Source organism: Flavobacterium bizetiae, assembly GCF_024271895.1.
In the GTDB taxonomy this organism is placed as follows: Bacteria; Bacteroidota; Bacteroidia; order Flavobacteriales; family Flavobacteriaceae; genus Flavobacterium; species Flavobacterium bizetiae.
Genome location: NZ_CP091861.1, coordinates 738960 through 752235 on the forward strand (window position 1 = coordinate 738960; position 13276 = coordinate 752235).

At 32.5% G+C, this 13276-nt stretch carries 12 protein-coding genes; 3 read left to right on the top strand and 9 right to left on the bottom strand.

Annotated elements, in window-relative coordinates:
- Window positions 1-42: 42 nt before the first annotated feature.
- Together L0669_RS03495 and L0669_RS03500 are read right to left on the bottom strand one after the other, a co-directional pair.
- Complete coding sequence (locus L0669_RS03495; RefSeq protein WP_173970472.1) at window positions 43-417, bottom strand: hypothetical protein; 375 nt, start codon at window positions 415-417, stop codon at window positions 43-45.
- Window positions 418-435: 18 nt separating this feature from the next.
- Window positions 436-756 carry a roadblock/LC7 domain-containing protein gene (locus tag L0669_RS03500; RefSeq protein ID WP_173970545.1) on the bottom strand — a complete coding sequence of 107 codons (321 nt, stop codon included), beginning with the start codon at window positions 754-756 and terminating at the stop codon, window positions 436-438.
- 281 nt (window positions 757-1037) lie between these two features.
- On the opposite strand from L0669_RS03500, the gene L0669_RS03505 reads away from it, so the two are divergent.
- Complete coding sequence (locus L0669_RS03505) at window positions 1038-1187, top strand: hypothetical protein (RefSeq protein ID WP_173970473.1); 150 nt, start codon at window positions 1038-1040, stop codon at window positions 1185-1187.
- Between the two features lie 7 nt (window positions 1188-1194).
- Here the strand turns inward: L0669_RS03505 and L0669_RS03510 are convergent, their stop codons facing one another.
- The 7 genes from L0669_RS03510 to L0669_RS03540 all read right to left on the bottom strand — a co-directional run bounded on the left by L0669_RS03510 (window position 1195) and on the right by L0669_RS03540 (window position 12134).
- Window positions 1195-1869: an ATP-binding cassette domain-containing protein gene (locus L0669_RS03510; RefSeq protein ID WP_263761357.1), complete on the bottom strand. Its 675-nt coding sequence runs from the start codon at window positions 1867-1869 to the stop codon at window positions 1195-1197.
- Window positions 1870-2162: 293 nt separating this feature from the next.
- Window positions 2163-4928, bottom strand: coding sequence for a PD-(D/E)XK nuclease family protein (locus L0669_RS03515; protein WP_263761359.1), 2766 nt, complete (start codon window positions 4926-4928; stop codon window positions 2163-2165).
- 63 nt (window positions 4929-4991) lie between these two features.
- Entirely contained in the window at window positions 4992-6473 is a 1482-nt protein-coding gene (locus L0669_RS03520) for an OmpA family protein (protein WP_263761361.1), read from the bottom strand.
- Window positions 6474-6586: 113 nt separating this feature from the next.
- Complete coding sequence (gene kbl / locus L0669_RS03525; protein ID WP_263761363.1) at window positions 6587-7780, bottom strand: glycine C-acetyltransferase; 1194 nt, start codon at window positions 7778-7780, stop codon at window positions 6587-6589.
- 81 nt (window positions 7781-7861) lie between these two features.
- Window positions 7862-11020, bottom strand: a complete 3159-nt coding sequence (locus L0669_RS03530; protein WP_263761365.1) for a UvrD-helicase domain-containing protein — start codon at window positions 11018-11020, stop codon at window positions 7862-7864.
- A 164-nt stretch (window positions 11021-11184) separates the two neighbouring features.
- Window positions 11185-11784, bottom strand: a complete 600-nt coding sequence (locus L0669_RS03535) for a lipoprotein signal peptidase (RefSeq protein ID WP_263761367.1) — start codon at window positions 11782-11784, stop codon at window positions 11185-11187.
- A 125-nt stretch (window positions 11785-11909) separates the two neighbouring features.
- Window positions 11910-12134: a hypothetical protein gene (locus L0669_RS03540; RefSeq protein ID WP_263761369.1), complete on the bottom strand. Its 225-nt coding sequence runs from the start codon at window positions 12132-12134 to the stop codon at window positions 11910-11912.
- A 178-nt stretch (window positions 12135-12312) separates the two neighbouring features.
- Here L0669_RS03540 and L0669_RS03545 point away from each other — a divergent pair, with 178 nt between their 5' ends.
- The gene (locus tag L0669_RS03545; RefSeq protein ID WP_263761371.1) at window positions 12313-12669 is read left to right on the top strand and encodes a roadblock/LC7 domain-containing protein; all 357 of its coding nucleotides are present in this window, start codon (window positions 12313-12315) and stop codon (window positions 12667-12669) included.
- Window positions 12670-12702: 33 nt separating this feature from the next.
- Entirely contained in the window at window positions 12703-13083 is a 381-nt protein-coding gene (locus L0669_RS03550; RefSeq protein WP_173970483.1) for a hypothetical protein, read from the top strand.
- Window positions 13084-13276 lie beyond the last annotated feature (193 nt).

Here is a 13276-nt window from a genome sequence, read left to right on the forward strand (position 1 = left end):
TCAAAAATTTTGAACAGCCTTTTTCTCATTATTGGGGCAAACTTATAATTTTGATATAATGTCTTTTTTGAATTTAGCCAAAGTTGCTCTTGTTAATCCAAGATTCGCTTTCGTTGAGTCAACTGCTAAATAAATAAAGTATTTTCCATCTTCAGACACATCTATAATATGTATTTGATCTGTAAGTGTTATTAAGATATCATTGATTTTTTGATCTAATCCTAAAGCTTTAATAGCATTTAACTTTGCTTTTACAACTTCTAAATTATAAGCAGATGCTAATTCCGGGTCAAAATTTGGATTCAAAGAAAGAGAACAGTAAGACATTCCTGTTTCAACCTCGGTTACTGAAACAGCAATAAATCCGTTAATATTTTCTTTTAAATCGTTTTGGAAATTCTGTAAAAAATCTGACATGTTTTAATTGTATTTAAATTAATTATTGAAAACGGTATCCATCTTGCGAAGCAAAAGTCCCATCTTACTTATATCTTTAGAAAGCAGCGCAACACAGTTATCGTATTCGTCTTTGTTGGCCACCACAATACCTTCTTTGTTCTTAATCATGACTTGTTTAAGATCTCCGTTATTTACATCTTCAGACATTTCTAAACACATCTTTAATATCATTCCAATCATTGCCGCGACGTTGCCGTCATACTCTAAATTAACCGATTCGAGTAAGATACCATCTATGTTAAAAGTTAATCCGGATTCGGCTCCTGTTTCTTGTACGAGTGTGTTTAAATCAATCATATTCTTATTATTTCATTTTTTAAGAAGTTCAAAGATATTTTAATAAACAGAATTGTCCGATAAACACTTGTTAAAAAAAAGGCACACCTAACCATTTGAACCACTTTTAATTATACCATAGTGTTTCTTAAATTTTAAAATAAACTTTTCAAAAAACGTTAACAAAAAAAGAATATTTGTATGGAAAAGCAACATTATAATTCAGATATCTTAAATGTTATTCCAACGCTTGTAACAAACGAGATTTAGTCGAAGTTTTTCATAGATTTGCAAAAAAAATTATGGAAACAAAAACTGTTGACGAACTACGTTTTGACTTAAATGTAAAATTGATGAAATTTAGAAGATTTCGTTTTGAAAACGGAAGTATAAATAATCCTGATTTGCAGGAACGCGCAAAAAAAGGATTCTTTAAAAAGATTTTTAGCTAAAAGCCCCCTACAAAAGCTCCAAATCTACCAAATAACCTTTCTCAAAAAGTTCTGCATTATTCCTGATGTAATGCGTTTTACCATCTTTAATCAAAACAACCTGAGTCGAAATTTTGATTACATTTTCATAATTGTGATCGGTAATCACAATTCCCTTTTTTTCTGAATTTTCTTTTATTAATTCATTGACTACATCTATCATTATTGGCGACAATCCGTTGTAAGGTTCATCGAGCAAAACAAACTTTGAAGAGTTAAAAAGGACTATTTTTATTTCGAGATATCGCAGTTCTCCACCAGACAAGTGATTTATTCTTTTACCCAAAATAGGCTGAATAAACTCATCTTCGCAGAAAAATTTTATTTTTTGTTTATCGATCGATAATAGAATTGCCTTTTTTACAGACAAATGATTTGGAATAAATTGTTCCTGCGACAAATAACTAATATCGTTGAATACATTATTTTCGTTATTTTTTGAAACCGAATCTATACGGATACATTTGTTTGGAGCCGATAGTAACCCGATAATTATTTTTAATAAAGTTGATTTTCCGGAACCATTTCTTCCTAACAAACCAATAATCTGCGAGGTTTCACATTTTAAATAAACATCAGAAAGAATTACTCTGTCATTGTATTTCTTTTGAATTCCGTCGACTTCTAAAATATGTTTTTTCAAAATATTTTCTTTATTAAAAAGACAATCAAGCCTATTAGAATTGTAGCACCAAAAGTCATCAGATAACTCAAAATTAAAAGCCAGATTTTTGAAATTCCGTTATTCGAATAAAACAAATAATCATTTCTTCTATACAATTCCTTAAAACCAATGCTCATCAAAAAACCAAAACTCAGGAACATTATAAAAAAATAATCAAACCCGCCCAATACAACAGCAATAGCACCAACAGTCAAGTTAATGACTAAAGTGGTTTTAAAAAATTCGAATATATTATTTAGCTTTCTGATACTTTATACGATTTTCTCCTCAAAAGGAATATTAACATTAAAGATCTCCGTAAGCAAAATCACGATTTCTTCTATATAATTCTTCAAAATCTCGTTTGAAACTACCATATCCAATTCCTTTTCTTCTTTAAACCCAAAAGGAAGAAATCCTGATTTTAGATTTTTAAAAGAAATAATACCTACCTCAATAGGCAAACCAGCGGCTTCATTTTCGAACATAAACGCATATGCCAAAACCTGAATGATTTTATCGTTTTTAAGCTCTTGTGTTAATCCGTTCCAGGACTTCAGTACAACATTCGTTTTTTCGACTTTACCGGTCTTATAATCGATGATTCTGACTTTTCCGTTGCGCAATTCAATTCTATCGACATTTCCTTTTATTAAAACCGGAAATGGCAATTTAGGATGGTTTAATTCGCGTTCGTATGTTTTTTCTAAAGCTATGATTTTTATTGCGTCTCCGTTTTTGATGGCCTCTAATTCCATTTTTAGGAAATTAGAAACGTTTCGCTTCGCAACCTCAAAAGCTAAAAGATTACGCCCTTTTTTAATTTCACCTTCTTTATAAACTACTTTAAATTGTCTGAGAACTTCATCATCCAGCAATTTAAAACAATTTTCGATATCTGCTTCCGAAATGAATTTCTCTACAAAAGGATCATACAATGCTTTTAATGTTTCATGAATTATCGTTCCTAATGTATTTAGCGCGATATTTTCCTCGACCTCTTCTACTTCACGAATACGAAGTATTTTTTGAAAATAAAATTCAATTGGATTTCGAATATAACTCGTCAATGCCGAAGGCGAAAAACCTGCAGTTGCGATTTCCTTTAAACGTTCCATCACCGCATCAGATTTATCTACGATCATTGGCTGATATGCCGATGTTGGCAAAACAGGATTATAAATATCAAATGTTAGATTATGTTTTGACTGCTTTTCGACTTCTAATTGTGTTATAAAACGGCTTCGTTCTCCGGCATCTAAGCCATCATTTTCCGTATTATAAATTAGATAGATATTCTTCGCTCTCTGCAACAAGTGATAAAAGTGATAAGTATAAATAGCATCTTTTTCTTTAAAAGTTGGCAAACCCAATTCTCTTTTAACATCATAAGGAATAAATGAATTCTGAGATTTTCCTGCAGGAAACTTTCCTTCATTCATAGAAGTTACAATTACGGTATCGAAATCCAGAACACGACTTTCCAAGACTCCCATGATTTGCAAACCATGCAAAGGCTCACCTTCAAACGATACTTCGGCTACATCAATAATTTGCTTATAAATAGCATGCAAAGTATCTATATTGTCGATATGATGATGTTGAGAATAATAATTAATCAATTTATTAATGACTTTAAAAACTGCAAAAACAAACGCTTTTGCAATCTTTTCTTCTTCATTATCATTACTAAAATTTTCTTTTATTAAAAGTAAAAGTGCCGATACATTCTCCAGAACTGCAATCGATCCGTTTTCCCATTTCTGAAACAACAATTTAAACAATTGCGACGGATAGGAATTGAGTTCAATAATTCGGCTATGCGTAATAAAAGTATAATTATTTTCTTTGATGATTCTAACCAAATTACCAGAGTTTGCATAAGGCTCCACCAAAGGATGGGTTAAAATATCAAGTACATCTTTATAGTAAAATACATAACTATCGCCTTTACGGGAAAGTGCATTGGTATGCATTTTAAATAATTTTGCAATCAATATTTGCGACGGATTATTTTTTCCGGAATATCCCATCGTAATATTCAAACTTCCAACAGAAGAAGGCAATGAATATAAAACCGGCATCAATAAATTTTCCTCACCCAGTACAATAGCAACTTTATCCAATGAAGTTTCAGGGTTTTCATTGATTATATTTTCTACAATACTTCCGGCTAGTTTTGCCTGGCCAATTGTTTTAGGAGTTCCTATTACCTGAATATTCTTAGATTGAGAAAAATCATCTACAATCCATTCAAAAATGTTTGATTTATAATGTTTCCAGTTTTCTTTAAAACGACGCACAAAAAGTCCTGCATCGTGATACGGATCATTAAGAAAGGTTTGATCTACATCCCAATAAATTTTAGCCTGATCTAATGCTAATAGATGTTGTACAATTTTTTCTTCGGCAGCATTTAAAGCATTAAAACCGGCGAAAATATAATTTCTGTTTGAAATTGTATTCGAAAAGTGATTTAGATTATTTACAGCTTCTCTATAAATCAATCCCTGATACCCGATTGATTTATTCAGTAAGTGATTGTACAATGAATCATAGTATAAAGGCAAAAGTTTCCAGAAATCAATATAATTTTCCAGAAGCTTGGTTTTATTTTCAACCTCAATTCCCCATTTTTTGATGTCTTCGATATCATTCAAATAAGACAAAACATGAACGGGATCTAATAAATAACGATCGATTTCATTAAAATCCTGTAAAAGTGTTTTGGCCCAATTGGCAAATAATTCAAATGATTGCTGATGTTGTTTTTCTGTTACAGAAAGATAAACTTCATAAAACTCGAACAAAAGCTCAATTGAATCTATAGATCGAATAGATGCTACATCTTGTACAAAGTCTTCGATACTAATAATTTCCGGGGAAAGAATAGTTTTGTCCGTTTCATTTTTCAAAGCTTCAATCAAAAAAACCTTAGCTCTTTTGTTTGGCAAAACAATAGTAGTTTCAGTAAGTTTATCCGAATAATCCTGAATTATAACGGCTGCAATTTTTCCGAGAAAAGAAGTATTTATCATTTGATAAAAATAAAAAAAGCCATTCAATTAAGAATGGCTTTTAGTATTTATTTAGAAAGTAAATTAGATTTTACCTTGGTATTTAGAACCAATGTGTCTAATTTCTGTTCTTCTGTTTTGTGCTTTACCTGCAGCAGTTTTATTACTTGCAACTGGTTGAGAAGATCCAAATCCTTTAGCAACTAAGTTTTCTGGATTAACACCTCTTTCGATTAATGCATTCATAACAGCGTTTGCTCTATCTTGAGAAAGTTTGTCATTGATTTTTGCAGAACCTGTACTATCTGTGTGTCCTTCAATAGAGAATTTCGCGTTTGGATAGTTTTTAAGGATTTCTTTAATAGCATCTAATCTAGCTGGAGTTTCTTTGTCACCAGTTTTGAAAGTAGCTTTTCCTGAGTTAAAGTATACCGCTCTAGCTTGAACTTTAAGATCTTCTAATGCTTCAGTAGTTACTTCAGGACAACCTCTGTTAGAAGCAGGACCGTAAACTGTAGGACAATCATCATCTTTATCAGCAACACCATCTTTATCAGCGTCTAAGAAAGGACAACCACCATTTTCTTTAGGACCAGCAACTGTAGGACATTTGTCATCTTTGTCCGGAACACCATCTCCATCAGTATCAGGACATCCGTTGAATTGTTTCAATCCTGGAGTATCTGGACAAGCATCATCTTTATCAGCGATTCCGTCTCCGTCTCTATCAGGACATCCGTTTAATGCAGCTAAACCAAATTCAGTTGGACAAGCATCACTAGCGTCAACGATTCCGTCTCCGTCAGTATCAGGACATCCGTTGAATTGTTTTAAACCAGCAACGTCTGGACAAGCATCATCTTTATCGTAGATTCCGTCTCCGTCAGTATCTTTACCTCCGAATTTGAAAACTAAACCTGCAGTGTGTTGGAAGTGAGATACAGCATCTGGAGTTCCAGGAGTATTCGCTGTTCCATTAGATTCTTGTCTATCACCACTAACTGCCCATTTGTATCTTGTAGCAAGCTCAAGACCGATAGCATCTGTAAACCAGAAAGTTATTCCAGCACCTGGATTAACTGTTCCGTAGCTGCTATCACCAAAGAAAGTGTAACCTCCACCAACAGATAACGAAGGATCGATTACTTTAGATTTAATTAATTCTTGGAAGCTATATTTAATAGTAGCATCAATTCCGTAGTACATTAAATCACCAGGATTAGTTACAACATTACCTCTTGAATCATGCCCTGCAGCAGTTGGAAGAAAAGTAACATATTTATCAATTTTGTTTACAGATCCTTGCAAACCAACAGAAAAACCACTACCTACATATCTAGACACACCAATGTAAGATAGAGAAGGAAGAATATTCCAGTTGTCTTTTACAGCGAAAGGCTGAGAAAAGTGTTGTTGAAAGAAACCACTTCCTGATCCAGAACTTGTTCTAGTATCAACGGCATTAACTCCAAAAGAGATAGCCCATGGATTGTTACTGTCTTGTGCGTGAGAACTTAAACCCATCACCATCATCACAGCAACTAAAAGTTTGTTAAGATGTTTCATACTTAATTTTTTTTAATTACAATTTAGTTAATTACAAGCAAAAGTAACACCAAATTTTTTAAATACAAAATGAAATGTTAAAAAAAACCTACAAAAATTTCCGTATGTGGAAATTATATAACTTTTAACATTTTTCCGACAACTATAAAGGCCTCTATCGCCCTATCTAAGTGGTCTTTGGTATGTGCAGCGGATAACTGAACCCTAATTCTGGCTTTTTCCTTAGGTACAACAGGAAAGAAGAATCCTATTACATAAATCCCTTGCTTCAAAAGCTCATTGGCCATTGTTTGCGATAATTTCGCATCATATAACATCACAGGAACGATTGCAGAATCTCCATCAATGATATCAAAACCGGCTTTTTTCATTCCGTCTTTAAAGTAGTTTGTATTCCACTCTAATTTATCACGCAAAGAAGTATCTTTTTCTAGTAATTCAAAAACTTTTATAGAAGCTCCAACAATAGCTGGCGCTAATGAATTTGAAAATAAATACGGACGTGAACGCTGACGTAACAATTCTATTATTTCTTTTTTGGCAGTTGTATAACCTCCCATTGCTCCTCCAAGTGCTTTACCAAGAGTTCCGGTGATGATATCAACTCTACCCATAACACCTTTTGCTTCAAGCGTACCTTTACCGGTAGCTCCTATAAATCCTGCAGCATGACACTCATCAACCATTACCATTGCATCGTATTTATCTGCCAGATCGCAAATTTTATCTAAAGGCGCCACAAGACCATCCATAGAGAAAACCCCATCAGTAACAATTAATTTAAAACGAGCTCCGGCTTCATTAGCTTTAATAAGTTGCTGTTCTAAATCTTCCATATTACTGTTTTCATAACGGTAACGTGCTGCTTTACACAAACGAACTCCGTCAATAATAGAAGCATGATTTAAACTATCAGAAATAATCGCGTCGTTTTCTCCTAATAACGGTTCAAAAACTCCACCGTTTGCATCAAAAGCAGCGGCATAAAGGATTGTATCTTCTGTACCATAAAAATCAGCAATTTTTTGCTCTAATGTTTTATGAATATCCTGTGTTCCGCAAATAAAACGAACTGACGACATTCCGAAACCATGAGTATCCATAGCATCTTTTGCAGCTTGTACCACTTCTGGATGCGATGAAAGTCCTAAATAATTGTTGGCACAAAAATTCAAAACTTTTTCTCCTGTCGAAATTGTAATTTCTGCATCCTGAGCAGAAGTAATAATTCGTTCTTTTTTAAAAATTCCGTTTTCTTCAATAGTTTGCAACTCACTTTGCAAATGTTCTTTTATTTTACCGTACATTTTTATTTATTTAAAACGTTAAAAATTAACAACTTAAACCTGTTAAGATCTAAATATCTCTTTAACATCTGATTAATTTCTTCACAAATTTACTACATCGATTTCTGTTCCTATATACACCAAAGCCTTTTTTAACACTTTGTATCCTAAATCTTCAATAGCATCCTGATATTCTTGAATTTGTTGCGTGTATTTTGAATTTATCGCTCCGGTCTTATAATCTAAAAGATAAGCTTCTTTATTTGGAGTTAAAACAATTCTGTCCGGCTTTAATATCCTTCCCTCTTTCTGAACGATTGTTTGCTCATTCAAAATACTATAATTATCATCAAAACAAACACTTAATTCAGGATGATTTACAATTTCGCGAAGCGATTTCAAAACCATATCCACCTGATCAATTGTAATCAGACCATTTTCGAGCGCTTTTGTAATTGCTAAATCAACATCTGATTTATCTTTAATAAAAGCTAAAATCTCGTGCACTATATTTCCGTAAGCAATTGCTTCTTGCTGATGCGTTCCCCACATTAAGGATTCTCGTTGCGCTATTTTGATGTTTTTAGGATTCAAAACATCTAAAACGACGGGAATTGTTTTTACCAAATCGATTAACTCTGTCGCTTTCGAAAGTTTGGCTTTATTTCCAAATTCGTATTCTAATTTTTCCGGATCATAAACGCCTTTATTCATTAGATATTTAATAAAAAAAGATGCCATATTACTCGGAAATTCACCATCTTTTCTTTCTTTTAAAGATTGCGAAATCACATATAATTGTTCTTCGGCACGAGTTAATGCCACGTATAAAACATTAATATTATCTAGTAATTCTTCTTGTTTCTTTAAATTAAAAACAGCCGATGCACTTTCACCAAAACCTTCAACCGCGCTGCTATTATCAATTAATGCTTTTGGAATATCTAATCCAGAATCATCTGTATCAAGCCATAATTTATCTTTTGGCTTTCGATTATAATCTTCTTCTGCAAAAGGCATAATCACCACAGGAAATTCCAAACCTTTCGATTTATGAATGGTCATAATTCTCACCGCATTGATTCCTTCGGGAGAAGGAATACTAAACCTTCCTGCATTTTTATCCCAATAGCTAAGAAAGTCTGCAATCCCGGCCTGATTTCTAATATCTCGTTCTAAAACGATATCCAGAAAAAATTGCACATACGCATTTCCTTCCGAAAGAGGTAAAAATTTCGAAATGATAATTTCTACCGCTTCGTAAAGTGATTTTTTTCGAATATTTTCAAAAGACAAAGCAACATCAAAAGTTAGGAGCCATTTTTCGAAATCAACTTCTAACTTATGAGCCATTCCCTGAGCGATAAAATCATGAACTGGCATTTGAAGTTCCTTGTTCGAAGCTAAAAAATGCAGAAAATTAGCTTTTGACTCAAGATCAGCACTATTGTTTAAATATTTTAGCAAATGAACAATTAAACGAACTTCTGTTGCATTCTGAATCATTAAGGTTTCTGAAGACAAAAGCGGAATATTTTGCTCTGTCAGATAATTAGCTATTGCAATTCCCTGATCTCTTTTTCGAGTCAGAATAACAATATCATTATACTCAAAACCTTCACGAACTACTTTCTGAATTGTATTTAATGTCGCTAAAACATATAAATCTGATTTTTCGACTACATCTTCGTCATCTGCAAAATCTGATTTTTCGATTATTGGAAGAAAAGAAATATTGACATAACCTCCTTTTTTTGAATTTGAGTTTTGAAAACTATGATTTTCATATAAGTTTTTATAATCTTCATTTGAAAATTCAGTAGAAATCAGTTTAAAAAAGGCATTATTAAAATCAATTACTTCGCTATAACTTCTATAATTTGTATCTAAATGTTTTATTACTTTTTCAGGATTATTAAAAGGATTTAAACCTTTACTTAATTCTATAAATTGTTCTGCTTTACCACCTCTCCAACGATAAATCGATTGTTTAGGATCTCCCACGATCATCAACGTTCCTTTGTTTCCTAAATCATCTAAACCAGAAAGTGAATTATCGATTAGCGGAATCAGATTTTGCCATTGCATTTCTGAAGTATCCTGAAATTCGTCAATAAAAAAATGACGGTAACGCTCACCAATACGCTCATAAATAAAGGGCGCGGGCTGATTCTGAATTTCACGATGAATGATCGCATTAAATTCAGAAATAGATAAGATATTTTGTTCTGACTGGATTTTCACCAACTCATTACTCACCGTATTTAAGAGAGAAAGCGGCGTTATATTTTTTAGAAAGGCTTTATAAAAATCTCTTTTTTCGAAATTTTTATAAATCTTCTCCAGAATTTGAAGCAACTCCGGAATAATATTCTCTATTAAAGCTTTGTCTTTGGCCGTTTTATTAATCGCGATATCATCAAATTCATGAAACGTTTTATTTCGCGGATTGAATTTTCCGTCCCGAATACTTTCTAAATGGTTCGGAAAAGTTCCTCGAGAAAAAGATTTCAGATCAATTCCGTTTTTATTGATCAAAGCAAGTGCTTCTGTAGCAAAACCTTCATTTTGAGATTCCAGCTCTTTGCAAAGCGCCAGCATTTTCTTTTTTATAACTACAAACTCCTCAATAGACTTATCCTGAAAATGAGAAATTTCATTTCTATTATTCTCATTCAAAACCAATCTTCCTGTATCTAAAATTTCACGAGAGATATCCCAACTTTTATCATCGTCGGTTTTTTCCATCGTAAAATCGATTAGCAATTTAGTTAGCGTTTCGTCTTGTCCGGCTTGAGCAATAATAGCGTCGACAGCTTCTGTCAATAAATTTTCAGTATCCAAAGTAACCTCAAAAGTCATTGGCAAATTAAGATCATGCGCAAAAGCACGAATCACTTTATGTGTAAACTTATCGATTGTAGAAATATCAAAGGCAGCATAATTATGAATAAGATGCTTGATGATATTTTGCGATTTTGTTTTGATTTTAATTATCGAAAGCCCCGTGTCACGAGACAAATCTTCCATTAAATCTGATGCTTTTGCAGAAGGCTCATCTTTTGTAAACTCAGACAAACTTCCCACAATACGGCTTTTCATTTCATGAACCGCTTTGTTGGTAAAAGTTATAGCAAGAATATTTCGATAAGCATCGTTTTTAGGAGAAGAAAGAATAATTTTAAGATATTCTTTCACCAAAGTATAGGTCTTTCCTGAACCTGCAGAGGCATCATAAAGGGAAAAGGACGGACTTTGCATAACTTTAGTTTTATAATGTAAAAATAGCACAATTAATATTAAACCCCAATAATGTAAGATTTTGGAATTCTAAAAAACAAAAATTCCAAATTCCAATGCTTGATGCTTTTTATCGCATAGAATATTGGAATCCGGAATTTTACTCGTTTGAAATTCTTGAAATATTATGCAGTTTTAGGGAATGCTCTTTTATTAAAAAACAATAAAATCCCAACACCTGTAGAAATCGCCATATCGGCAACATTAAAAATAGCATTAAAGAAAGAAACTTCTTCACCTCCCCAAACCGGAAACCAGGCTGGCAAAGTACCTCTCCAAAGAGGAAAATAAAACATATCTACTACCAAACCATGAAACCATGTTCCGTAAGGTTCCGGCGAGAATAATGTTGCAAGATTACCATGACTGTCGTCAAAAATAATCCCATAAAAAATAGAATCTATGATATTTCCGGCAGCACCTGCAAAAATTAATGCAATTGCCACGATCAAATAATTAGAATGACGTCTCTTAATCGAATCCGACAACCAATATGCAATTCCGAAAACAGCAAAAATTCTAAAAACAGTCAAAATTAATTTCCCGTATTGTCCCGGTATTTTTGTTCCCCAGGCCATTCCTTCATTTTCTATAAAATGAATTCTAAACCAATCAAAAACCACAACTTCTTCACCTAAAACAAAGTTTGTTTTTACGTATATTTTTGAAAGCTGATCTACAATTAAAACTAAGAATATAAGGAAATACGCTTTTGGTAATGACATTTTATTAAATTTTGATGGGCAAAAATAACAATTTAATCAAAAAAAACGCTCCCAAAGGAGCGTTAATTCTTTTCCAGCCCAAAGATTGATGTATGCCAGATTATTTTTTCTTGTTATATAGGGGTTTATTTTTTAGTATTTGGCTGGGCAGGAGCCTTTGGTGCCTTAGGCGTATCGGCAAAAAATTCAGAAATAGATTTAAGAAGGCCTTTCCCCTCTTTTCCGGCAGTTGCTTTTTTAGCTTCGGCCTTTTTTACATCAGCTTTAAATTTAATTCGAATTTTCTCAAATTCTTTCATTCTGTGCTCAACGTCAGAGTTTACATCTTTGAATTTCAATACTTTAGCCATTGTGTAAGTTTTTTATGTTAAATAAATAAAATATTAATGATTTGGTATTACAATGATACATAATTTAATTTATATTTGTTAGTAAAAATTAACACTTGTTTAGATCGAAAAGCAAAAATCTTCACCAATAGACATCAAAATGAATTAATTTTAACAATTCCCCCTAAATCTTACAAATATGACTGAAATAACTTCTACTCTCAACGACTTCTTAGTTACTACAAAATCTTCTGCTGCATTAATAATAAACGGAAAGGGAAAATTAATCACATCATTACATATAGATTACGCCGATAGTGTTGCCGCAATGAGTGCTGCAATCTTATCCATGAGCGAAAAATTCTTAATTGATTTAGACAAAGGCGCGCTAAAACAACTTTTCTTAAAAACTTCTGAAGGTGTTGTTATTGGAAACAAAATAAGCGGCACAAATTTCATACTTGCATTTTCGAAAGATGGAAGTAATCTTGGTTTACTAATGCGTTCAACTGATGAAATAGCCACAGAATTAAGTAAAAATTCCCTATTAAAATAAATAAATCTATTAACCCAAAAACAACCCTAAACTATGAGTAATGACTTTTTAAACGTTTTTTTAACTGAAATGAAAACTAACGTAAACGGCTTTATTGCAGTAGCTGTAACAGAAATTGAATCAGGATTAAGCTTTGGAAACCTAACAATTGATCCGGCATTTGATCCTGAACTTGCAGCGGCTTATAACCTTGAAGTTGTAAAAGCAAAATTAAGCGCAGTAAAAGCTTTAAATTTAAACCAGGACATCGAAGATATTTTGATTACTCTTTCGAATCAAATTCACATTATCGATATTTCTCCAAACAAAAAGTTCATGATCTATCTTGCTGCAGATTCAAGCAAAGCAAATTTAGGAATGACCAGAGCTATTTTAAGAAAACACAAATTAGAGTTAGAGAAAAACTTAGCTTAGTTTTTAGTTTTATTTTTTAATTAGAACTATCCTCAATCAAGATAGTTCTAATTAAAAAAAACTTTTCGTTGCCCCAAATCGAACACTTTTTCCTTCTTACAAAAATTGACTTATAATTTTAGCTCTTCTTTTTTAATTATAATCAAATTCTTTCAAAAGATTTAGAACCACTCTAAACAGATTACCACAAAAC